Below are 22,328 nucleotides of genomic sequence, written 5' to 3'. Positions count from 1 at the left end.
GACAGAAAACAATACTGTAAAACCAGATATATAAGCATGGGAGCGTGCGCTAGCTATCCGCCCACATCCTTAGCAGATTGTGATACACCCCGGTCAGGCGAATCACTTCCGGATCCTTGCCGCCGCGCTCGGCAACAATCGCTTGGATGCTTTGGTCGAGATGGAACAACAAAGTCCGCTGCGCATCGTCGCGCACCATGCTTTGCATCCAGAAAAAGGAAGACACCCGCGCGCCGCGCGTGACCGGCGTCACATGATGCAAACTGCTGGAAGGGTATAACACCATATGGCCCGCAGGCAGCTTCACTTCCTGCTTACCAAATGTATCCTCGATCGTCAGCACACCGCCATCGTAATCTTCCGGTTCGGAGAAAAATAAAGTGGCCGACAAATCGCTGCGGATACGGAAATTGGTACCACGCAACTGGCGGATAGCATTATCCACATGCGTGCCGAACGACTGCCCGCCCGCATAACGGTTGAATAAGGGGGGAAATACTTTAAGCGGCAAAGCGGCGGAAATAAACAGCGGATTCATACCCAAGGCATCCTGGATCAGGTCGCCTACCTGCCGCGCCACCTGGGAGCCTTCCGGCAACTGCATATTATTCTTGGCCAATGCAGACTGACTGCCGGATGTCACATTGCCATCCACCCACTCCGCCACATCCATCAACTGCCTGCACTGTGCGACCTGCTCCTTGGTCAATACTGCTGGAATCTCGATCAGCATGTCTCTTGATACCTTTAAACAAAAAAATCCCTGCCAGAATTCTGGCAGGGATTCCTACTTAAATCAAAATGATTCAGGTTTAGAAGTGGTAAGTAGCATTCAACAGCGCGGAACGGCCTGGCGCCATGACAGCGAAAATACCAACGTGCGATGCATCGTAAATGCGCTCATTGGTCAGGTTCAACACATTCAAGCGCAAGGATAGCTTTTGGTTAACCTGGTATGTCGCTGAGGCATCCCAACGCCATGTAGGATCAAAATACATGGTGTTGGCATCATTGACATAGCGCTTGCCAGTATAGGTAGCTCCACCACCAACAGAGAGTTCTGGCGTTACCTTATACATAGTCCACAACGAACCAGAGCGCTTGGCAATGAACTTGGATTGATTGCCAGAATAGTCAGCAGTTGCACTAGACTTGAAACTATCCAGAACTGGATCCATAAACACTATACCGCCCCATACCGACCATTTATCGGTAATGTTGCCTGCAGCGCCCAGATCAATCCCCTCGACACTATTATCTCCAACCAAAGCATTTGAGTTAGTGGCTGCATCATATGCTCGCGCGTCAGTCTTTTTGGTTTTGAAGATTGCAGCAGTCAACGAAAGCCTGTTATCCAGAATATCCCACTTGGTACCAAGCTCAATCGCTCTTGTCCTCTCAGGTGCCACATTCATATTACCAGCAAACAAGCGCCCACCAGCCACACCGTCTGCCCCTCCACTTTGTCCTGCGGTCTCACCTGTGGGGTTGGTGGATGTTCCGATATTAAAGTACACACTGCCGTTAGGTGCGGGTTTATATAACAATCCCGCCGCATAGTTGAACATCCGATCGCTACGGTGAACAGTTGGATTACCTGTATCGACAACACGATAATAATCCAGGCGGACACCTACATTTGCCTGCCATTGCTCATTGAAATGAATGGTATCGCTCACATACCAAGCACGAGTATTGAATTTAAAAGGATCACCATATCCTGTACGACTGAATGGCGCACCAGGCGCACCTACAGGGCTAGGATTGTACAAGCCCGTTGTGCCCTCAGTGGCTCCAGTGGCTGTGTAGCCCCCATCAGACAGCTCTTCCTTACTGATTTCAAACCCTGTCGCAACATTATGCTTCATGCCCCACAAATCCAAACTACCGAAATAATCGGTCTGGTTGAGATAACCTTCGGACAATCTACGGCCACCACGATAGCATTGGCTTACCACACCATTGGCATAAGCAGTTTGCTTTTGAGCATTACTCACACTATTACCGCATCCACCAAATGTTGGCCGGGTAAAAATGTATTCATTGGTAGAGCGAGTGTATGTTGAAGTATTGCGCAAGGTAAAACCATGATCGAAATCATGTTCCAGCCTTAACGTAATCTGATCGACATTCTGCTCGCGGAAGTCACGATCCTTGAAACCGTAGAAATTGTCACGATCAACACGCGGTGGCTTTTTCAATGTACCACCAGTATCAAAAGGAAGTCCTTGATCGGGAATATCATCCGATTCAAAGTGGTAAAAGCTGACATTGGCACGAGTGGCTGTATTCAGGCCAATCGCCAATGCTGCTGCAATCCCCTTGCGCTCCAACTCTACAGACTGGCGGCCTGCGACGTTGGCATCGTGATGCATCAGATTAACGCGCAAAGCAACTTCATCAGTGATCGCCCAGTTAGTATCCAAAGTCAGACGCTTGGTCTGATCGGTACCCCAAGTCACGCCAGCAGTAGTGAAATCTTCTGCTTTGGGTTTCTTGGTCACCATATTGATAACGCCGCCAGTAGAACCACGGCCACTTTGCATGGAGCCTGGCCCCTTAATAATTTCCACAGACTCAAGGTTGAAAATTTCGTGCGAGAAACGGCCTACCTGACGAATACCATCCACCATGATATCGGTACTGGCCTCATATCCACGAATGAACGGGCGATCACCTAGCGGTGTGCCGCCTTCGCCTGCGCCCAAGGTTACGCCCGGTGTGGTGCGCAATACTTCGGTCAGCGACACCAAGCCACGCGCCTGAATCAACTCTTCATTGATGATGGTGATGGACTTAGGCGTGTTCAACAGCGGTTCCGTGAATTTAGGTGAAGAAGCACGATCAACCTTATAGCTTGCTTCTTTCTTGGCTGAAACACTGACTTCCGGTAACGCCCCTTCTTCCGCCGCACTCGCCATGCCCGACAGGGCCACTGCAACTGATGTGGTCACTGTCTTCAAATAAAACTCTTGCTTGGACTTCAAAATCCCATCTCCTGACAACTTCATTAACAAGGCGACGAATCTAAATAACAATAGTTATTATTTCAAGTATATTTTGCAATTTTATTGCCATATATGGCAATTTGTTGCAAACAAACAACACAATATCCATATAAAAATTATGGAATTTTATTTACAATATTGCCCCTCAGTTACGTTTGCCATGCATAGGGAATTGGATTTAACCTCTTCACTTCCTTGATTTTTTGCTATCACATCATTGCGAGAGTTTTGCCGTGTCACAGATCGTCGTTGCCGCTTTATATAAATTTGCCAGCCTGCCCGATTACAAAGACCTGCAGCCGGGTTTGCTGGCCTTATGCAATGCCCAGCACATCAAAGGCACTTTGCTGCTCGCTGAAGAAGGCATTAACGGCACTGTTGCAGGCAGCCGCATGGCTATTGATACGTTGCTGACCTATCTGCGCCAGGATGCCCGCCTGAGCGATATCGAGCACAAGGAATCGTTCACCGATGAGATGCCGTTCTACCGCATGAAGGTGCGGCTCAAGAAAGAAATCGTGACCCTGGGCGTAGCCGGCATAGACCCAAACAAGACAGTGGGCACTTACGTCAAACCAGAAGATTGGAATGCGATCATTTCCGATCCGGACGTAATCGTCATTGATACGCGCAATGATTATGAATATGACATCGGCACCTTTAAGGGCGCGATCGACCCGGCGACAACTACATTCCGTCAATTTCCAGACTATGTGAAAAACAATCTGAATCCAGCCAAAAATAAGAAAGTCGCCATGTTCTGTACTGGTGGCATTCGCTGCGAGAAAGCCAGCGCTTATATGCTCCAACAAGGCTTTGAAGAGGTATATCACTTGCAAGGCGGCATCCTGAAATATCTGGAAACCGTGCCTGAGGAAGAAAGTTTATGGGAAGGTGAATGCTTTGTGTTTGACCAGCGTGTGGCAGTCAAACACGGCCTGGAAGTTGGCGATTACGACCAATGCTTCGCCTGCCGCCACCCTGTGTCAGCAGCAGATATGGCCTCCGAGAAATACGCCAAAGGCATTTCCTGCCCACACTGCTATGACAAATTATCACCAGAAAAACGCGCCAGCATTGTAGAACGCCAAAAACAGATCGAACTAGCCCGCCAGCGTGGTGAGGAACACATCGGCGACAATGTACGCCAATATTCGGCGGTACATAAACAGAACAAGCTCAGGAGAAAGCCCACTAGTGAAGGCTGATGCAATATTTGGGTACCAGAAGGCCAACTTACCCACGTTTTACGCCATACATTTGCGAGCCTTTTCATGATGAACGGCGGCAACACAACATCACTAAATCTACAACGCATCCTTGGCCATAGCTCAATCATGATGACAATGAGATATGCCCATTTATCACCTGAGCACTTGAGAGACGCCAAAACGCTCAATCCTTTAAATTAAACTGGACACTTTATGGACATTGAATAATAGAAAGGGGTTACGAATGAACGTAACCCCTTGGTACTTTGGTGGGCCCAGCAGGACTTGAACCTGCGACCAACGGATTATGAGTGGATAAAATCCGCCATAATATCAATATGTTAGAATGGAATCACTTTAAAATTCGACTATTAGCCTACCTGTCTTTACTTGAGTTTACCTCAAATTACCCTTGAATTGCGGCAAAATTGCGGCATAAAAACAGCCTCAACCATCGCCCAATATCGAGTCCTATTATCTCATCTTCATTATGTGAAATACAAAGGCAGTAGCATCCAAATAATTTTGATGCAGTCAGTTTATATTCATCATTGGTATCTATACATGACTCTACATTCAATGGAGTGCAATGTCATGACAAAGTTACTTTCCCCCGCCGAACTGTCTTCAATCATCGGCTTGGCAGTTCAAACCATTTATAACAGAATCAGCACTGGGGGATCATTACCGCGCCATATCAAATTAAACAGACTGGTCAAATTTCCCATTGAGGATGTCCAAATATGGATTGATACTCAATGTTCATCTGCTAATGAATTACCACACTTACCCCGCAAACGCGGCAGACCATCCAAGGCGGAAAGCATTCGCTTCAAGATGAACAAGCATCACTGACTTCACTCACCATCCGTTTGGTTTATCCCCACGCAAACACTACTGAAGTCAAAGCAGGAAAACATACTACCCCCCTGGGAATAATACAGGGCGTCTGGTTTCATTGGACCACTACAGGGAGAGTTGGAAACCGATTCCTCTCCTCCTTATTGTTTCCCATGTTTCCGAGAGGCAATCAATTATTTACCGAGAAGTGGCTATGAAAACAGCTTTGCAATCTGCGCCATGGGCAGGAACAGCCGAAGCGGCGTTTGCTGGAACGGCTGAAAGTCAAAATGCCGGTAAAAGCTTTCGGCCCGCTCGTTTTTCGCGTCTACGATCACCGCCATGGCCGCAATCTGCTGTGCAGCCTCCAAGCTGCGGCGCAGGGCATCGACCAGCAGGAACTCCCCGACACCCTGACCGCGCGCTGCGCGATCTACCGCCAGCCGTCCCAACAGCGTGACGGGCAACTGACCGTAGCGTGGCAGCCGCTTCATGAGGTCTGATGGCAGTTCGTCAACAGGGATGATCGATGACGAAAGGGTATAAAACCCGATCACCTTCGGATCGTTCGGCTGTGTTAGCACAAAAGGTGCGGCCACCCGCTTTTCAGCGTCCTGCCGTGCCTGCTCGCGCAGATAACGATTCAGGTCTTCATGACCACAATCGAATGACTTGCGCTCATGGGTCTTGGTCAGCGGACTGATGTGCTCCGGGGCAAGAATAAGCGTCAATCACAACCCCGCCTTCTGACGGTAGCTTTGGACAGCCTTTTGCAGGCGTGGCCCCGGTTCAGAAGGCGTGAGTAGCGCGCTCACGAACGCTACCTGTTCTTCGCGGCTCAGTCGAATGACCTCGTGCTCCTGCACAATCTTCGCGGCGGCCTCTTGCGTGCTGTCGATAACGAGTTCGCTCAGGGTGCGCCCAGTCAGGTTGGCTGCACGCTGGAAAAGGTCCTTCTGATCGCTGGACACGCGCGCTTCCAGCCGCGCATTGCGCGGCTTGCCTTGAGTTTCAGGTGTTTGTATCATGGTTGACCTCACAGGAAGTTGGTTCAAATTCCGCCTTTTAATGTACGCCACATGTCCGTACGCGTCAATATAAACCTCATTCAACACCCCCCATGTTCAGTAGCGCAAGTTTGTACAAGATGGTGACCCGCACATCGATAGGCCTTGCTTCTGTATTTTATATTCATGGCCACAGCCAGGTGTAATCACCCATCTCCGATACAGGGCCATGGAGGTGATGGGAGCTGCGATACTGGATCCTCCCCCTGCACATGCCGCGTGCTGCTTGGACATTGCATGATTTGATTACTGGTATCGCTCAGTCATGTATAGTCGTTTACATGATTGTTAGAGCAAGGGTTCAGCATGGAGACCATCAAGGAAGAGACTACCACCTTAAGCAAGGAGCTTAAGTCCTTAAAAAAACTTTTCAGAAGAATTTATTATCAGGAAATTGTAATGGTAATTCTTGTATATACCCTGTTACTTAAGGATATGGGTGTTATGAATTTTGTGGCCCCGGCATTTTGTAAGTGATGCCAGTTATTTTTCCACGATGCCAATCATTTCTTGCGTGACCAATCGATGCCCTGCTCGGGTATGCGGGTATGCGATGGACATTGGTGAATACGGGAACAGATGACCCAATACCGCTACCGTTGTGAAATGCCCCCACAACCATACCCGCCAACCGGGGTCTTGGGCACCCATGCAAGACTGATTTGTTGGTCGCTAAAACCATTCCTTGTAGAAAGCGATCAGGAATTCCGTGCTGAGATCCAGCCCGACAGTGTCAGGCAGGACGGCGTCAATGGAACAGTGCGGGCAAATGGCGGTTTGTCCGTTCAGGTTCGATCGCTCCTGGGTTGGCACATTGGCCAGCCAATCCGTCCATTGATGAATGGCTGTGGGTGGATAGCGTTCGTGACAATGGCCACATACGCATAGCGTGCTCGCTTCAATCGCCATGCGATGAAATGTCACATGCTGATGCGCTGCCCTTACTGATGTCATATTTGTCATTTCACCGTTGTCTTTGCACTATTTGCCTGATGAGCATTACTCTCCAGCATAAGTTTAGCAATATTCCTTTGCGGATACCCAGCCCATTGCAGTGAGTCAAGCCATGCATCAGGCATCAGAATCCAGGTGATGGCTATCCTCCACCAACACAGCCATTAGCTTGCCATGCACAAACAGCTTCTCCCGCCCGATCTGTATTTCCCTCAATACGCCTACTTCGGGACTGGTGAGTTGTTTCAGGTAGATGGAGGCGGTTTGACGCTGGGCGATGTGGTGTTCGACCAGGGTGCTGATGCGACAGTAAGGATGTGCAAAGAGGAGTTGCATCAGTTCAGGACTGTAGAGGTGCGGCAGCTGGGTCTGGATGTGCTGTTCGGTGGTGGTGATGAGTGCTCGGATGGCGGCAATCTTAGCGCAGGTCCAGTGTGCGCTTTGTGTGATGCCGTCGAGGATGAAGTGTATCCAGTCTTCCCAGCGGTCTGTGGCGGTGATGTGGTTGAGTAGGCGGTAGTAGTGGTCCTTGTGTTGGAGGATGTAGCGGCTGAGGCAGAGGATGGGCAGGGTCAGTAGTCCTTGGTCCACGAGATATAGGAGGTTGAGGATGCGTCCGGTACGGCCGTTGCCGTCATGGAATGGGTGGATGGCTTCGAATTGGTAGTGGCTGATGGCGAGTTTGATCAGGGGGTCGGTGTCGTCTTGGCGGTGGAGGTATTGTTCCCAGTTGCCCAGCAGGTCGCGAATGATGGGTTCGCCTGCGGGCGGGGTATAAAGGATGTCGCCGTGTTGGTTTTTGATATTGGTGCCGGGGACTTTGCGGATGTCCATGATGGTGCCCTTGAGGTGGCTGCACAGGTCAACGGCGGTGTTGCTGCATAGGGGGCGGTGCTGGAGTTGCAGGAATCCCTGCTGCAGGGCGGTGTGGTAGCGCAGTGCGTCCTGGGTGGCCTGGTCTGCTGCCTGGGCTTGATGCACATATTGGAACAGTCGGTCGGTGGTGGTGACGATGTTTTCTATGTCTGAGCTGTCGCGGGCTTCCAGGAGGGGAAGCAGGTGGATGAGGAGTTCGCGGTTGGGCATGCACTCCCCTGCCTGTTTCAGTTCTGCCAGTGCGACTCGTGCCTGGATGCAGGCTTTGAGGATGGGCCGGGTTTCGATCTGGGCGTGTGCCGGTGGCAGCAGGGGCAGGTGGTTGTAGGGTTTGTCGGGGTGCCAGTGCATGTGGGGCCTTTCTAGCGCGTCAATCAGGGCATGGGTGGGTTAGACATCGCCACAGAATATGTCGATTATTGCTTGGCTTGTGTACATGTTACTGCGTTATGTGGTGGTACACCATGGGGATGTCAGGCGTTCAGCTGGCGTCTTCTGCGCATCTGTTCATTGGGGTGGCCCTGTTATAATCCGCCGATAGATGACGCGCTTGTGATCATGGTGTGATGAGTGGATATCAAGGGGATGGGGGATGGTGAAGTCGGAGCTGGAGCAAAGGCTGGCCAGGCGATTCGAGTCGTTGAAGCTACAGGATGTGCGCATGGCGCTGGATCTGATGCTGGGGGCCATGAGCAAGACGTTGGCGAATCAGGAGCGTATCGAGATTCGCGGGTTTGGGAGTTTTATGATCAATCATCGTCCTGCCCGTAGGGGCAGGAATCCGAAGAACGGTCAGCAGGTGATGGTGCCGCCCAAGGTGGTACCGCATTTCAAACCGGGGCTGGAGTTGAGGCAACGGGTAAATATCGTGCCTGAGGCTGCCGAGGTGGAGCGGTTGGTGGCTTAGTCAACATGCGCCACAAGCCTAAAATCAGAGAGCGGGATAGGATTCTGGCTTCTACCTGACCACTTGGATCTAGTGATTTGAATCAGACAGGTATGCTTTTGCCATATTGACTTCCAGCTGATTGACTTTCTCTCGCAGCAGGTTTCTGACGCCCTCTATTCCAAGATTGATACCCACAGGCTCAAGTCCTTCGTCTGTTAAGGATATTGGCCAGTCAAGCAATCTATGCCTGATCATTTCGTAGGTCATATAGGGCATGACATGCTGGATCGTATTGAAGATATCCTGAATGGTTTTATTGCCATGCTCAGTAAACCACCAGAGATCAAAAATATCCCTGGACTTCACCCGTCTGGTCAAGACCATGCATTTTGTGAAAAACAGTCCGTCCAGATCCAGCACATTCACATGCCCATATTTTGAAGTGGAGAATGCCTGGATCGCTTCACGTTCTTTCACATCTTCACCGAGCGTGAAAAAAGTGACTTTCACTTCCCCCACAAGCCAGTCCTGATGGTGATCCAGTAAATTGATCCCTTCGTTTTCCGCCTCCTGGATTGCCGTCACATCCGTCTGCATGCTGACTGAATGAGATTGCGATAATCTGGAGATTATGTCTTTGATGCTGGTTGTCGGTAATTTAAACCCCAGAAACCCAAAATCCAGGTCTTCAGATACCCTGTGCGTGACATGGTAAGCCATCGCAGTACCGCCCACGAACAGGAAGTCTTCAATGCTTTCCAATTTGCATATTTCATCCAGCAGATGCTTGGTGTCCTTACGCATAAGCTGCCTTGATATTGTTCAGCATGTCTTTCTGTAAACGGTAACGTGCGTCCTTGATTTCGGGGCGAATCCTCTCCAAGGACTCCTCGACCGTATTGATGCCGTGCAAATCTGCCAACATCAGGAGATCCTTGAATGAGGCATTCACCAACCTGGCGTAAAGCATCGCTCTATCATTTTTTTTCGAAGGCGCTGACCACACGGACAATCCGTGATCCAGGCGAGGGAAAGGTGACTGTTTGACAGCCGCTATGGAATATCCCAGTACCGTCGCGATACGTTCGATAGAGTCCAGATTACCCCCACGACGTTTCATCCTGGAGAGATTCTCTTCAGTCATGTGAGCCTGTTTGGCCAGTTCTTTCTGAGACATGCCTTGCTTTGCCGCAACCTCAATGAGCGTATTCACGATTGCACTCATGACCGCACCTTCTCCAATGAACTCAGATCAATTCTATCAAAATTGATCTATAAATCAATTTATCCAAGCCACGACCAAGACAAGAGATTTACTGGATAACAACCCACTGTTATTCACCATGTTATCCGGCTGCACTAAACGCAGATGACTGTCCACGATTTAATCCGGAACTCCCAATCCAATTTTCGCCTCCCCAAACACCCTCTGAATCACAGTGACTCTTGGCCTGGTACTACGTATAGGCACCAGCACGGATTTTTGTGCATAAAATTTTCATTTGCTGACAGTGGAAGGGATCTTTGTCTAACACAGTGACTGATCGGACGTTTGAGATGGCGGAAGCTCGGTTACTCTGCCGTGCAACCTCGGTAGCTAACCAATCAGGGCCAACGGCAAACAATGGCATTGGGGTTGATGTCTCACTGCTTACTGTCCCGTGCACAGTACATACCTCTCGACCAAGGTGAGTGTGATGCCGGACGCCTACCCTGCCCCCATCCACTTCACGGCGCGAGTCGGATGCTGTACAGGAAGCGAGTATCGCGGTGTACCAATCCGTGTGATTTGTTGTGACACGAATTGGTACACGATCAAGATCCAATTCAAGTACAGCGAATGGCCCAACCCACGACTCTACAATCGGTACAGTATTTGATCAGAAATCACAGCCTGGTGACGAATGCCTGCGCATGCTCCTACCGCCCCAGCGGCGTGTAGCATGGCAGAAGCGGAGGACATGTCCCCCACCTCTACACCATCACACCGCCCACTGTTCCATGGCCACGCCGTCGTGAACACGAATCTACCACCTTCAGTATCTTGTTCCTGATTGCTTGTTGAAACACGGCGCCGAATGCGCGATCGTCATGCGGAACGATGCCTGCTTTCTTCGCAGCAGTGTGATGTCTTCACCTGACACTGGTCACCATTGCTTTGCCCTGATCCCGTGAGCGCTGGTTGAACACCAAACCGAGCGTCAATTTGTTCACCAGTTCTTGATTCATGCTGATGTCCAGTTGGTACACCGCCCTGATCGTAGTGTCGAGCTTAAATGGTACTGATGCATTGAGCAGACCCTGGTGCAACAGCCTGGACAGCTCCTCGCCCGAGATTGGTGACAGATTTCCTTCAAGCAAAGAGGCAGGGATATGCAGCACCCCGGCGTACAGCACCGCCTTCACCCGAGGCGAGTCCCAGGTGTACAGCTTTGATGCGCTTTTATCGTAGTCCAGGATGTATGCCGCAATGGCATCTGCCCAGTTGTGGATCTTTGCAACACTTGTATCAAGATTCTTCATTCCCAGTCTCCAACTCAACAGGCCTTCGGAGTGTTCCGTCATGTACAGGCCAACAGGTACCGGGAACGTATAGGCACCGTGTCGGAATTTTGATGAAGCATTGTTGGAGGAATTTCCCACCAGCACCCAATACCCATTATTGAGGTATGGGTGATTGATCTTCGACCCCTATATCCGGGATTACAAATCCAAGTCCAATTTCCCTCCCCTAAAAACCACCTGCCGAGACATGCGGAGCTCCCCCCCCTAATCATCCCCAAACTCCTCCCATGCGGAAGACCCCCCCCTTATCACTTTATTTGTCCCCTTAAATCACCCCTCCAATCCACCCTCTCCAATCCCCCGCTCTGAGGTATGACTGCCGGGCCACTTTCCTGCGATGAGCTTCTTTCCTGCCGGGCTGCCTCCGTGCGCCAATTGACCCGGAATTGGTATCGGCGAAGCATGCCCTAGCCGCCCGCAGCCGGAATAGGGCTGTATGTGGTATTGAACTTGGATACCGTCTGCGGGCTATTTCGATGCCCAATTATTGGCCGATGTTGGGCGCAGTGCCTGGTATTGGTGTGGTGATTTCTGTATACGCTGGTGGATGAATATTGGACTCCGGTGCGGCGTCAGCAATGGACAAGCACGGCTCATTGAGGCTCACGCACTGGCCTATACCGCGCACATTTCTGTATTGATCGGCGTGTACGATGCACCCCTGTTGTATCGACCTGGCGGTGAATATTGCCCCCGGTTTGCTTGCGCAATCGAGCTCCTGCGGGCTGGTGGGCTATGCCCATTGGAGGCGTATTGGAGTGGGGATCATGAGATCAACCTCCGCTGATGCAACGGTGTACACCCTGGGCATTGATGCGTGAATGAGGAATACAGTATCGATGTCCAATGCGGGTATAACCTGTATACGACACCGCAGGCTGGTGGGTGAAATGTGGGATATATACACGACTGACGCTGGTGGCCGGAGGCCAGAACCTGGGTCAATACGAGGGGTATCGGGCGCCAATATTGACGATGAATCTCTACAGAAATACAACAGGGATGGATACCAGTAGGCGGCTGGTGGGGATGGCTCTCCCCTGGCCCCGCGACGCAGATGACTATCGTCCTCTGCTGCCAGTTCCGTTCGCTCTGCTCTCTGCACTGAGATGAGTGTCGGCGGCTATCGATCGATACCGGGCCTCGTATCGGCCCTGGCTCTCCCCGGGTAGCGTGGCGCGGCAGCGCTGAATGGGAGGTGAATATTGGGCAATGGCTGGTGGTGGAAATGGGCGGCTGATCCCCGACCCGGCCTTCGGCGCCGATCAAAAACAGGGGCTGGTGGGTGACATGCGGCAGTACGGCAGCGACATCGATACAGCGCAACGGGGGCCGATTTCCCACCAGCATCGCTTAGAAAAACATCGCGGTATGCGGAGGATTGCCGGGCCACTTCCCTGTGCTGAGGGGCTATCCTGCCGGGCGGACTTCGGGGCGGGATGGGCTCCGATCAGTATATCCCCGGGTTGGGTACTACCCGCCCACCGATCGGCCGTGGGGTATGTAACCTGCCCCCGCTACGACTGGATTGGGGATGGATCGCCAGCAGCGGGGGCTAATACCAGGTGGCGTATTGGGGCGCGATGTTCTATTAGCCGATGGGGTATGGGCGTTTGATTCAGGGTAGCGATCGATGCTTGCGCATTGGCCCATGCATGATGGATAGGTCGATACTGGGCTGCGCCATGAGTGTCGATATGCAACATTATTCGCTGGTAGCGCAGCCTGATGAGTGTCCATCATGAACACTGATACAGAGCTCGCTGGTGGGTACGAAAGTATGCGAAGCGAAAGATAGCGGGCATCTATTTCGAACCCACGCTGGTGGCCGGAGGCCAATCATCGGAGATGTATACCCAAGCCCCTTGCGTACTGCATTACCCAACCTGGGCGTATTCATGGCTGATCCTTATAGGGATTCAATGCGTAGATCCGGCCCCCTGTATTAGCCAACCTAGGCGTATGGAACGCATTGCTGAATTGGAGTGCTGGTCGGATTGGCCCAGCTTAGTATACGCCGACCTGGGCGTATTGGTCACTGATCTGTAGCCAAGCTGGTGCGGTATCGGACACGGTCTGTATTGGATAACCTGCGCGGATTACTGATAGGCATCTCGGTCAGGAGGCTGCCCTGCTACAGGGTGGCGAGGTCAATTGGCCAGGGGACTTTCATTGGCATTGCTGGTGGTGATGAGGGTAGATACTGGACATTAGTGAATGCAGTAGGGGGAGCCGCCGGTATGTGCAAATGCAGAACGCATGGGGATGAGATATGAGCTTGCATTGGAGGCGGGTATTGATCCCGCGACGCTGCATCGCTGACGCGATCCGCTGCTAGTTTCGTTCACTCTGCTCTCTGCACTGAGAGGGAGGCAGGTGGCTATCAATCCCATGTTTCATATCGGCCTTGGCTTCGTCTTGGGTAGAGTGCGCGGCAGCGCTGTATGGGGTTGATATTGGGCACCGGCTGGTGGATTGATACGGTAGTGAAACCAATGCTTCCATTCCCCAATGGTGCTCTACCCGCACACCGTGCGGTCTTGCTTCTGTATTTGATATTGTTGCGATTGGTGTCGCTTGTTTCCCCACAACGCCAATCATTGTTTGACCTACAGTTGGTATGCCACATGCCATTGCAATTACTCGGCGCAGTTCGTAAAAATGCTTCGGTTTTTTGCATATCAGCATCACTTCTTCGAGCCCCTGAAAGAATACTGCCTCCTGCATTATGCCAACGTGGGAGCACTGGATGCCATGATGTGAGGTTTGGGTAGGTTTTGCGCCAGTAGCATGTTGCAAGCGCCAAGGCATATCCCCTATGGATGGCCATTTTTCTGGGAAGGTCATGGCGCTGGTGGCAGGGCAATGCGTATCTGCGATGGGCATTGGTGAATGCGGGAGCAGATGGCCCAATACCGCCCTCCCCGCCCACACCGAGATGTGGTCGGTGGCTATCAATTGATCTCCGAGCTTCGCCTTGGCCTCGCCCTGGGTAGGATGGCGCGTCAGCGCAATGTGACGGCGCGTTTGGAATATTGCTGGGGATGCGGAACCCAAGCGATTTTGCTGGATGCAAGTCCAGACAATACGCCGGGTTGATGGTCTCAGGTTGATTACTCGATAGCAGCTTGGTCGTCATTGCGTTCCGCCTCTAGTGATTTTCAAATGGCTGCATGCTCATCCCCGCCAACAGGGAGGCTTGGGCGGAAATGTCATGCATCAGGTACTGTATAGGCACAGGTTTGGATTTTTTGAGGGAAATTTTGAGAGGAAATTGCGGATGTCGAGGGGGGTCGTGCGCGATGCGCGCACGCGCACGCAAATTAACCTCCAGTAATTAATTATTCTATAACAGTGATATTTTTTTATAATTAAACTAGAGATTAATATATATATTTAATATCGCGCGCGCGTTAGTTGTATATAAATCTTAGATTAATTAATTATTCTAGGCGATCGATTTATTTTTCAGATTAAAATCTAAGTTCCATTTGAAAAATAAATCAACATCCGAGTGTTTAATAAATCCCATGTTACAGCAGGTCTCTCTTTTCTGGGTTTCGCCCAATATCTTAATTAATCAATAATTTATACTAGGGGAACCTTAGCCAGGCTCCCCTCGTCCTCCGGACTTCACCCCTCGGCCTCTGCCCTTTGTACCCGCCTCCCCTTGGCAGCCAACCCGCCTCCGGCGGGCTTGTCTGGTTGCACAACCCAAGTCTGCTTCAAATCCAACTTGGATTGGACCTACCAGAGCGGGAGCCGGGTCTCGAAAAAAATTTCGTCGAAAATCCGAATTGGTGCCTATACGTAGCTCATGGATAACTGCTTTGAGAATTCAACATGATCGATATCACCCCTGAAATCAACATGCAACTGGACCAGCTTGGTCTGTTACGGCCTTCTTTGCAATGTCTGGCAACCGACCCGCACAACGGATTTTCGCAAAACGAGCTTAGCTTGCTGGTTGCCATCCGGGCCTGCGATATCGGCAACAGAAACAGCGCCCTTGTCTGCGGAAAAAACACGGCATGATGTGTCAACATGACCAAATAACAATTGAACCATCCGTCTGCCAGCTCCCATCGCGATACCTCTGCTTCCAAGATGCAGTAAAAGCATGATCAATTAATACCAATCGGATAGAATATTAGGATTAATCGGCTTTAATCGGTAAAGATCGTTTGATATCGGAAAAATCATTCATGTACTTTAAATGATCTAATCGGGAAAGCACATGGCTTATCCCAATCGCCAACGAGGATCTTAAAAAATGGCTGAGGTGGAAGACCGCTGGTTATCGATAAGTGAAATTTGCAAGTACCTCGGGGTCAGCAATGACACCGTATACAAGTGGATTGATAAACATGAAATGCCCGCGCATCGCATGGGCCGCCTCTGGAAGTTCAAGAAGGATGAGGTGGACGAATGGGTGAAGGCCGGTGGCGCTGCCGAACATCACAAAAAGGAATCCTGACCAAGAATGAGTAACGACAGATACAGCATGTCATTTACAACGGGCAGTCTCTTTCACCGCGAATCGGTGAAGCTGGCCGCGCTGTATCTTGATCTTGGCGACTGGAACTCTGTTCGAGACAAGGTCATCGCAGAAAATTTACTGCAGACAAGAACACTGAATACGCTCAAGCGAGTCTGCCGCGAAGTTGTCTCTCGGCTTAGGGCGCTGACTCAAGGCGAACTTGAATTCCTTGTTGAGGCCAGCCATCAAGAGCAGGCCTATCTCCTGTGGCTCGCCGTTTGCCGTCGGTACAGATTCATCGCTGATTTTGCCGTCGAAGTGCTTCGAGAGCGATACATCACACTGAAAAGTGATCTGACCCACGAGGATTTTGATTCCTTCTTCAACCGGAAATCCGAGTGGCATTTAGAACTGGATGAGATCACCCCGGCGACGCGAAGCAAATTGCGCCAGGTCTTGTTCAAGATACTTCGCGAGGCCGATCTCCTAACGGCCAACAACATGATACATGCGGCCATGCCCAGTCCGAGACTGTTGGATCTGATCCATCAAGGCAGCCGCAGGGATGTTTTGTACTTCCCTGCATTTGAATCCGATGTGAAGGGGATGAAGCGGTGACAGCAGATATAGCCAGAATGCCGATGCAGGACAGATTTCAGCATCTCTTTGCTGTGATCTCGGGCCAACGTTTTCTCAATAAGCAAGGTCTCGGTAACGAGGTCCCGTTCTTCATCTGTCCCTTCAAACCGGAAGAGTCCGTCGAAATGGAGCGGCTCCAGCGTCAGCTGATCAATCGCCTTGAGCAGGCCGGCGTTCGGATTCTGGAGATCAATCTGTATGACCTTTCAATAGCAATCCTTAAAGAGCGTGACATCTGGGACCAGATTGTCGAGATGGAGGATTCTGTCTCAAAAGAGCAGCTAAAGGAACTGTTGCAAGGTGTGCTGGACCCAGAAGCGCATCTTGTTCCGGCCATCGCAGCCAAGCTGGCAAGCACGGATTTCGAGGTTCTTTTTCTATCCGGCGTTGGCGAGGTGTTCCCCTACATCCGCTCGCACAACGTTTTGAACAATTTGCAGAGCACCGCGAAAGAAAAGCCGACGGTCATGTTTTTCCCGGGAGCCTATACCCACTCTCTGGAGTCCGGAGCATCGCTCGATCTCTTCGGAAGGCTGCATGACGACAAGTACTACCGGGCATTCAACATCTTTCACTGCGAAGCCTGATTTTGATGAAAAGAGCTGAGGGAAGCGTGATGACTCTTAAGACCATTTTTCACAAGCCGGTTGACCGCCCGATTGAAGGGGTCATCAAAGCTGACGATGAGGCCAGTCTTCGCCTCGAAATTGAAGAATATGTTCTGACCAACGAAGTCGAAAAGCGACTTGAGTCCTTTCTAGATGCCTACAACAACTATGAAGGCGCCAATGGCGTTTGGGTTTCCGGCTTCTTCGGGTCAGGTAAATCCCACCTGTTGAAGATGCTGGCGCTCTTGCTCGAAAACCGGCAGATCGACGGGGCCTCGGCTCTTGACCTGTTCCTGCCCAAGTGTGGCGACAATGAAATCCTGCGCGGCGATCTCAAGCGAGCGGTCGCCTTCCCGTCGAAAAGCATTCTGTTCAACATTGACCAGAAAGCGGACGTCATCAGCAAGACTCAGCTCGATGCGCTCCTCGCTGTCTTCGTCAAGGTCTTTGACGAGATGTGCGGGTACTACGGCAAACAAGGGCACATCGCCCAGTTTGAGCGCGACCTCGACAGTCGTGGCCTCTATGAACAGTTCAAGTCGGCCTATGAATCCGCAGCGGGCAGAACATGGCAAAAGGGCCGCGAGCAGGCCCTGCTTGAAGCGAAAAACATTGCCAAAGCCTATGCCCAGGCAACCGGTGGTGACGAGGCATCGGCCATGGGGATACTCGATAAATACCGCAGCCAATACCGTGTCTCCATCGAAGATTTTGCCGAACAGGTGCATGCATATATCGAGCGGCAATCGCCCGATTTCCGCCTGAACTTCTTTGTCGATGAGGTCGGTCAGTACATCGCTGAAAACGTCAAGCTGATGACCAACCTCCAGACCATCGCCGAGAGCATGGCAACCAAATGCCGCGGCCGCGCATGGGTCATCGTGACCGCCCAGGAGGACATGGGGACGGTTGTCGGCGAGATGGGCAAACAGCAAGGCAACGACTTCTCGAAAATCCAGGCCCGGTTCGCCAATCGCATGAAGTTGACCAGCGCCGACGTGGCGGAGGTTATTCAGAAGCGTCTGCTCATGAAAACCGAAGAAGGCGTCCGCCTTCTGTCGGACACTTACCACGCGCAGTCCAACAACTTCAAGACCCTGTTCGACTTTGCCGACGGCTCGCAAACCTACCGGAATTATCAGGATCGGGATCACTTCATTCACAGCTATCCGTTCATTCCGTACCAGTTCGCGCTGTTCCAGTCGGCCATTCAGAATCTGTCGCAGCATAACGCCTTTGAGGGCAAACACAGCTCGGTGGGCGAACGCTCCATGCTGGGTGTGTTCCAGCAGGTGGCGATCCAGATCGGGGATCATGAAATCGGTCAGTTGGCGACCTTCGACCTGATGTTCGAAGGCATTCGCACCGCGCTGAAATCCAATATCCAGCGGGCCATCATCCAGGCAGAGAACCATCTTGATGGTCCCTTCGCGATCCGGCTGTTGAAAACGCTCTTCCTGGTCAAGTACGTCAAGGAATTCAAGCCGACCGTTCGCAACCTGTGCGTGCTGATGCTGGACGGCTTCAATCAGGACCTGCCCGCACTGAGAAAACGTGTCGAGGAGGCCCTGAGCCTACTGGAACAGCAGACCTATGTGCAGCGCAATGGCGAGCTTTACGAATACTTGACCGACGAGGAAAAAGACGTCGAGCAGGAAATCAAGAACACCGAGGTGGAGTCGGCAGACGTGGCCGCCGAGCTTGAGAAGATCGTTTTCGACCACGTCATCAAGCATCGGAAGATTCGTTACGACGCCTCTTCATCAAAAGATCAGGGCCAGGATTATCCGTTCTCCAGAAAGCTCGATGATCGGCTGCACGGGCGCGAGCACGAGCTGGCCATCCATGTCATCAGCCCGTTCCATGAGCACGCAGAAAATGAGCCAATGCTGCGCACAAGCTCAACTTATAAGTCTGATGAACTGTTTTTGATCCTGCCAGCGGACGAACGCTTGATCCGCGACATTCTGATGTACAAGCGGACGGAGAAATACATCCGCCAGAACATCTCGATCACGCAACAGGAGGCAGTCAAACGCATTCTGACCGACAAGGGCTTCCAGAACCGGGAACGGTATGCCGAGCTGCAGCAGCGCGTTCAAAGCCTGATGGGCAAGGCCAAGCTGTTCGTGGCAGGAGCCGACATTGAAATCGGTTCCGAGGATGCCCAGACCCGGGTGCTGCGCGGATTCCACGAGCTCATCTCCCGCGCCTATCCGAACCTTCGCATGCTGCGCGGCATCACCTACACCGAAAACGACATCGCCAAATGCCTCAAGCATTCACAGCAGGGGCTGTTCGGCAATGACGCCACCTCCCTGGCCGAGTCCGAGCAGGAGCTGTTGGCGTTTATTCAGAGCAACAATCGGGGTGGCGTGCGTACCACGCTGAAGAACCTGCTGGAGAAATTCGAACGCAAACCCTACGGCTGGTACTACGCCGCCGTGCTTTGCACCTTGGCCAAACTGTGCGCTCGCGGTAAGGTCGAAGTCCGCACCGACGGCAACCTGCTGGAAGAGGACGAACTGGAACGGGCGCTGCGCAACACCCATGGCCACGGCAATGTGGTGCTGGAGCCCCAGGTCGAATTTACCGCATCGCAGGTCCGCGCCCTGAAGGAATTCTTTGAGGACTTCTTCGATGCCCCGCCCCGCGCCAGTGAAGCGAAGGCGCTCGGTAAGGAGACCGGTACCGCGCTCCAGGAACTCATGCATCAGCTCACCCCGCTGGCGGCTCAGGCATCCCAATATCCGTTCCTGAATGCGCTGACACCGGTGCTTGAGAAGCTCAAGGAGCTAACCGGCAAGCCCTACACCTGGTATCTGACCGAACTCACCCGCCAGGAAGACGCGCTGCTCGATATGAAGGAAAGCGTCATCGATCCTGTCCGTAAATTCATGAGCGGCCCGCAGAAAGGCATCTTCGATAACGCCCGCAAGTTCGTTCAAAGCCAGGAGCCCAACTTCGCCTACATCGAAGGCGACGAAACCGCTCAGGTGCTCGCCAGCTTGACCGATCCGGAGTGTTTCAAGGGCAACCGCATGCAGCAGGTGAAGACGCAAGTCGAAACCCTGCAGGAGAAGGTCACGGCCCAGATCGAGGCCGAGATTGCCAATGCCAAGGAAACGGTCGCCGCCCTCAAGGGCCGCCTCTGCGGCATGGCCGAATTCGACGCACTGAACGGCGATCAGCAGGAGCAGATCACCCGTCCGTTCAACGAATTCAACTCAGGCATTGAGCGCCAGAAGCTGATTGCCGTTATCCGCGACACCCTGCGCCGGTTTGAGGAAAGCGACTACCAGCGGCTGCTTTCGCAGATGACCTCCTGGGCGCAACCGGCACCGGCACCGGCACCCGAGCCCGCGCCGCAACCCGGTAATACCGCCAGGACGGATGAAGGTACGAAACCCACTCCACCCGCCAAGCCGGAACCGCGCATCGAGTACGTGCCCAGCCGCTCGGTGAAGGTCTCATTCGATAAAGCCTGGCTGGCCGACGAGACCGACGTGGAACGCTACCTGGAATCCATGCGCGAGGCGCTGCTGGATGAAATCCGCAAAGGAAAGAGGATTCAAATATGACTGAGCAGCTTCAACACCTTAATCTAAGAAACTTCATGGGCTTCAACAATCTGACGTTGGACTTCTCGCCCAAAATCAACGTGATCATCGGCGAGAATGGCACCGGCAAAACCCATCTGCTCAAGGCGGCCTATGGGCTCTGCGCCGGTGCTCCCCTGTTTAAAAACAAGCCCGGGACCAGCGACGATGAGCTTGAAGCGGCGCTAACCGCCAAGCTGCTGCGCCTTTTCATGCCCTTGGACGACAAGCTCGGCAAAATGCATCGCCATAGCGCCACCGATCAGGCCTATCTATCAGCCCGATTCGCAGGTGGGCAGAAGATCGCCGCAACCTTCTTCAACAACTCGAAGGCGCTGGCCGTCCAGGATCGCACCAACTACGAGCAGTACCAGGCCGAGGCGGTATTCATCCCGACCAAGGAAGTCCTCTCGTTCATGAAGGGGTTCAACAGCCTGTACGAGAAATACGGCCTCTCCTTCGACCAGACCTACCAGGACATCTGCCTGTTGCTGGATCTCCCCGAGGTCCGTCCGGAAACCCTGCACGAAAAATCCAAATGGGCCATGTCGGAGATCGAAGGCATCTGCGGCGGCCGTTTCGTTTTCTATGGTGGCGGCAAGGTCACCTTCAAAACCGAGAATGCCGAATACTCCGCCAACTCCATGGCCGAAGGCTTCCGCAAGGCGGGGATACTCTCGCGCCTGCTGGAAACCGGAGCGATCCAGCCCGGTGTCAGCGGCCCGCTGTTCTGGGACGAGCCTGAATCCAACCTGAACCCGAAGCTGATGAAGCTGCTCGTGCAGATCCTGCTGGAGCTGTCACGCAACGGCCAGCAGATCATTCTGGCGACCCACGACTATGTGCTGCTCAAGTGGTTCGATCTGCTTACGGACAAGGGCAAAGATGACCACGTGCGCTTCCACAGCCTGTACCGTGATGCGGACACCTCCGAGATCAAAGTCGCCTCCACCGAGGACTACCTGAAAATCACGCCGAATCCGATTGACGAGGCCTTTGGCTTTCTCATCAACCAGGAGATCAAAAACGACATGGGAGGCCTCGGTAAATGAAGATCGTTGAGGCTGACGGTTTCGAATTCCGTTTTGAGGATGCCCTGGACGCATTCGTCTTCGACGAGACGGACAGCACCAAACCCACGTTTCACGGTGCGCCCATGAAAGGCGTCGACATCGTCGCAGAGTTCGCTGAGGCCTATGTCTACGTGGAACTGAAGGACTACGACGACCCGTCGATTTATGACGTCCTCGGCGCGTCCACCGAAGACGAGACAAACTCGCGGCAAGCCAGCTTCAAGTGGTTGAAGAACTACCTGAAATACAAGTTCCGGGATTCTTACCTCTACCGGCATGCCGAGCAGAAGGTGGATAAGCCGGTTCACTACGTCTGCCTGATCACCTTTGACAACGCCTTGAACAGCCGGATGCAGAAATCCCTGAAACAGGAGCTGCCGGTGGGCAAAGCATCACGCCGCTGGGTCCAGGCTCTGGCTACAAGCTGTCATGTCGTCAACCTGGACAAATGGAATGAAAACTTCCCCAAGTGGCCGGTCACCCGCCTGGCCGCTGCTGCAGCTGGAGGAGCCTGAATAG

At 52.4% G+C, this 22,328-nt stretch carries 21 protein-coding genes; 11 read left to right on the top strand and 10 right to left on the bottom strand.

Annotation, left to right across the window (positions count from 1 at the left end):
- Positions 1 to 49: 49 nt before the first annotated feature.
- Positions 50 to 733 (bottom strand): Fe2+-dependent dioxygenase, encoded by a 684-nt coding sequence (locus V7Z75_RS12250; RefSeq protein ID WP_334108957.1) that lies wholly within the window; start codon positions 731 to 733, stop codon positions 50 to 52.
- Positions 734 to 812: 79 nt separating this feature from the next.
- Positions 813 to 2,987: a TonB-dependent receptor gene (locus tag V7Z75_RS12245; RefSeq protein WP_334108956.1), complete on the bottom strand. Its 2,175-nt coding sequence runs from the start codon at positions 2,985 to 2,987 to the stop codon at positions 813 to 815.
- A gap of 254 nt (positions 2,988 to 3,241) precedes the next feature.
- On the opposite strand from V7Z75_RS12245, the gene trhO reads away from it, so the two are divergent.
- The 3 genes from trhO to V7Z75_RS12230 all read left to right on the top strand — a co-directional run bounded on the left by trhO (position 3,242) and on the right by V7Z75_RS12230 (position 5,074).
- On the top strand, positions 3,242 to 4,216 hold the full coding sequence (trhO, locus tag V7Z75_RS12240; RefSeq protein WP_334108955.1) for an oxygen-dependent tRNA uridine(34) hydroxylase TrhO: 975 nt from the start codon (positions 3,242 to 3,244) through the stop codon (positions 4,214 to 4,216).
- 6 nt (positions 4,217 to 4,222) lie between these two features.
- Positions 4,223 to 4,420, top strand: coding sequence for a tyrosine-type recombinase/integrase (locus V7Z75_RS12235; protein WP_442919916.1), 198 nt, complete (start codon positions 4,223 to 4,225; stop codon positions 4,418 to 4,420).
- A gap of 393 nt (positions 4,421 to 4,813) precedes the next feature.
- Positions 4,814 to 5,074 carry a helix-turn-helix transcriptional regulator gene (locus V7Z75_RS12230; protein ID WP_334108954.1) on the top strand — a complete coding sequence of 87 codons (261 nt, stop codon included), beginning with the start codon at positions 4,814 to 4,816 and terminating at the stop codon, positions 5,072 to 5,074.
- Positions 5,075 to 5,271: 197 nt separating this feature from the next.
- On the opposite strand, the gene V7Z75_RS12225 is transcribed toward V7Z75_RS12230, so the two are convergent.
- The 4 genes from V7Z75_RS12225 to fic form a co-directional block, all read right to left on the bottom strand.
- On the bottom strand, positions 5,272 to 5,790 hold the full coding sequence (locus V7Z75_RS12225) for a GNAT family N-acetyltransferase (RefSeq protein ID WP_334108953.1): 519 nt from the start codon (positions 5,788 to 5,790) through the stop codon (positions 5,272 to 5,274).
- On the bottom strand, positions 5,791 to 6,087 hold the full coding sequence (locus V7Z75_RS12220; RefSeq protein ID WP_334108952.1) for a type II toxin-antitoxin system TacA family antitoxin: 297 nt from the start codon (positions 6,085 to 6,087) through the stop codon (positions 5,791 to 5,793).
- Between the two features lie 711 nt (positions 6,088 to 6,798).
- Positions 6,799 to 7,080, bottom strand: coding sequence for a hypothetical protein (locus V7Z75_RS12215; protein ID WP_334108951.1), 282 nt, complete (start codon positions 7,078 to 7,080; stop codon positions 6,799 to 6,801).
- Positions 7,081 to 7,197: 117 nt separating this feature from the next.
- A complete protein-coding gene (gene fic / locus V7Z75_RS12210) occupies positions 7,198 to 8,307 on the bottom strand; it encodes a protein adenylyltransferase Fic (protein WP_334108950.1) in 1,110 nt (369 codons plus the stop codon).
- A 241-nt stretch (positions 8,308 to 8,548) separates the two neighbouring features.
- Here fic and V7Z75_RS12205 point away from each other — a divergent pair, with 241 nt between their 5' ends.
- Positions 8,549 to 8,863 (top strand): integration host factor subunit beta, encoded by a 315-nt coding sequence (locus V7Z75_RS12205; RefSeq protein ID WP_334108949.1) that lies wholly within the window; start codon positions 8,549 to 8,551, stop codon positions 8,861 to 8,863.
- A gap of 69 nt (positions 8,864 to 8,932) precedes the next feature.
- On the opposite strand, the gene V7Z75_RS12200 is transcribed toward V7Z75_RS12205, so the two are convergent.
- The 4 genes from V7Z75_RS12200 to V7Z75_RS12185 all read right to left on the bottom strand — a co-directional run bounded on the left by V7Z75_RS12200 (position 8,933) and on the right by V7Z75_RS12185 (position 14,296).
- Positions 8,933 to 9,649 carry a nucleotidyl transferase AbiEii/AbiGii toxin family protein gene (locus V7Z75_RS12200; protein ID WP_334108948.1) on the bottom strand — a complete coding sequence of 239 codons (717 nt, stop codon included), beginning with the start codon at positions 9,647 to 9,649 and terminating at the stop codon, positions 8,933 to 8,935.
- Positions 9,642 to 10,070: a helix-turn-helix domain-containing protein gene (locus V7Z75_RS12195; RefSeq protein WP_334108947.1), complete on the bottom strand. Its 429-nt coding sequence runs from the start codon at positions 10,068 to 10,070 to the stop codon at positions 9,642 to 9,644. The genes V7Z75_RS12200 and V7Z75_RS12195 overlap by 8 nt, the downstream gene beginning before the upstream one ends.
- Before the next feature lie 908 nt (positions 10,071 to 10,978).
- Positions 10,979 to 11,368: a hypothetical protein gene (locus V7Z75_RS12190; RefSeq protein ID WP_334108946.1), complete on the bottom strand. Its 390-nt coding sequence runs from the start codon at positions 11,366 to 11,368 to the stop codon at positions 10,979 to 10,981.
- A 2,376-nt stretch (positions 11,369 to 13,744) separates the two neighbouring features.
- Positions 13,745 to 14,296 carry a hypothetical protein gene (locus V7Z75_RS12185; RefSeq protein ID WP_334108945.1) on the bottom strand — a complete coding sequence of 184 codons (552 nt, stop codon included), beginning with the start codon at positions 14,294 to 14,296 and terminating at the stop codon, positions 13,745 to 13,747.
- 957 nt (positions 14,297 to 15,253) lie between these two features.
- On the opposite strand from V7Z75_RS12185, the gene V7Z75_RS12180 reads away from it, so the two are divergent.
- From V7Z75_RS12180 to V7Z75_RS12150, 7 genes are all read left to right on the top strand, one after another.
- Positions 15,254 to 15,445, top strand: coding sequence for a hypothetical protein (locus tag V7Z75_RS12180; protein WP_334108944.1), 192 nt, complete (start codon positions 15,254 to 15,256; stop codon positions 15,443 to 15,445).
- Positions 15,446 to 15,683: 238 nt separating this feature from the next.
- A complete protein-coding gene (locus V7Z75_RS12175; RefSeq protein WP_334108943.1) occupies positions 15,684 to 15,887 on the top strand; it encodes a helix-turn-helix domain-containing protein in 204 nt (67 codons plus the stop codon).
- Positions 15,888 to 15,893: 6 nt separating this feature from the next.
- Positions 15,894 to 16,508 carry a DUF1819 family protein gene (locus tag V7Z75_RS12170; protein ID WP_003294211.1) on the top strand — a complete coding sequence of 205 codons (615 nt, stop codon included), beginning with the start codon at positions 15,894 to 15,896 and terminating at the stop codon, positions 16,506 to 16,508.
- A gap of 17 nt (positions 16,509 to 16,525) precedes the next feature.
- Positions 16,526 to 17,116 carry a DUF1788 domain-containing protein gene (locus V7Z75_RS12165; protein ID WP_014819602.1) on the top strand — a complete coding sequence of 197 codons (591 nt, stop codon included), beginning with the start codon at positions 16,526 to 16,528 and terminating at the stop codon, positions 17,114 to 17,116.
- Between the two features lie 29 nt (positions 17,117 to 17,145).
- Complete coding sequence (gene brxC, locus V7Z75_RS12160) at positions 17,146 to 20,718, top strand: BREX system P-loop protein BrxC (RefSeq protein WP_334108942.1); 3,573 nt, start codon at positions 17,146 to 17,148, stop codon at positions 20,716 to 20,718.
- The gene (locus V7Z75_RS12155) at positions 20,715 to 21,788 is read left to right on the top strand and encodes an AAA family ATPase (RefSeq protein ID WP_334108941.1); all 1,074 of its coding nucleotides are present in this window, start codon (positions 20,715 to 20,717) and stop codon (positions 21,786 to 21,788) included. The genes brxC and V7Z75_RS12155 overlap by 4 nt, the downstream gene beginning before the upstream one ends.
- Complete coding sequence (locus V7Z75_RS12150; protein WP_334108940.1) at positions 21,785 to 22,324, top strand: hypothetical protein; 540 nt, start codon at positions 21,785 to 21,787, stop codon at positions 22,322 to 22,324. Before V7Z75_RS12155 ends, V7Z75_RS12150 begins: the two co-directional genes overlap by 4 nt.
- Positions 22,325 to 22,328 lie beyond the last annotated feature (4 nt).

The sequence above is a fragment of the Methylobacillus sp. genome (assembly GCF_036844465.1).
Taxonomy (GTDB): Bacteria; Pseudomonadota; Gammaproteobacteria; order Burkholderiales; family Methylophilaceae; genus Methylobacillus.
This window is presented reverse-complemented; position numbering and strand designations above follow the sequence as displayed.

Bases quoted from the DNA above. Each gene is read 5' to 3' on its own strand.
- V7Z75_RS12250 (WP_334108957.1), bottom strand. From the start codon at position 733: ATGCTGATCGAGATTCCAGCAGTATTGACCAAGGAGCAGGTCGCACAG.
- V7Z75_RS12190 (WP_334108946.1), bottom strand. From the start codon at position 11,368: ATGAAGAATCTTGATACAAGTGTTGCAAAGATCCACAACTGGGCAGAT.
- V7Z75_RS12215 (WP_334108951.1), bottom strand. From the start codon at position 7,080: ATGACATCAGTAAGGGCAGCGCATCAGCATGTGACATTTCATCGCATG.
- V7Z75_RS12170 (WP_003294211.1), top strand. From the start codon at position 15,894: ATGAGTAACGACAGATACAGCATGTCATTTACAACGGGCAGTCTCTTT.
- V7Z75_RS12175 (WP_334108943.1), top strand. From the start codon at position 15,684: ATGGCTGAGGTGGAAGACCGCTGGTTATCGATAAGTGAAATTTGCAAG.
- V7Z75_RS12205 (WP_334108949.1), top strand. From the start codon at position 8,549: ATGGTGAAGTCGGAGCTGGAGCAAAGGCTGGCCAGGCGATTCGAGTCG.
- fic (WP_334108950.1), bottom strand. From the start codon at position 8,307: ATGCACTGGCACCCCGACAAACCCTACAACCACCTGCCCCTGCTGCCA.
- brxC (WP_334108942.1), top strand. From the start codon at position 17,146: ATGACTCTTAAGACCATTTTTCACAAGCCGGTTGACCGCCCGATTGAA.
- V7Z75_RS12150 (WP_334108940.1), top strand. From the start codon at position 21,785: ATGAAGATCGTTGAGGCTGACGGTTTCGAATTCCGTTTTGAGGATGCC.
- V7Z75_RS12155 (WP_334108941.1), top strand. From the start codon at position 20,715: ATGACTGAGCAGCTTCAACACCTTAATCTAAGAAACTTCATGGGCTTC.
- V7Z75_RS12195 (WP_334108947.1), bottom strand. From the start codon at position 10,070: ATGAGTGCAATCGTGAATACGCTCATTGAGGTTGCGGCAAAGCAAGGC.
- V7Z75_RS12165 (WP_014819602.1), top strand. From the start codon at position 16,526: ATGCCGATGCAGGACAGATTTCAGCATCTCTTTGCTGTGATCTCGGGC.
- V7Z75_RS12220 (WP_334108952.1), bottom strand. From the start codon at position 6,087: ATGATACAAACACCTGAAACTCAAGGCAAGCCGCGCAATGCGCGGCTG.
- V7Z75_RS12200 (WP_334108948.1), bottom strand. From the start codon at position 9,649: ATGCGTAAGGACACCAAGCATCTGCTGGATGAAATATGCAAATTGGAA.
- V7Z75_RS12180 (WP_334108944.1), top strand. From the start codon at position 15,254: ATGATCGATATCACCCCTGAAATCAACATGCAACTGGACCAGCTTGGT.
- V7Z75_RS12185 (WP_334108945.1), bottom strand. From the start codon at position 14,296: ATGCCCATCGCAGATACGCATTGCCCTGCCACCAGCGCCATGACCTTC.
- V7Z75_RS12230 (WP_334108954.1), top strand. From the start codon at position 4,814: ATGACAAAGTTACTTTCCCCCGCCGAACTGTCTTCAATCATCGGCTTG.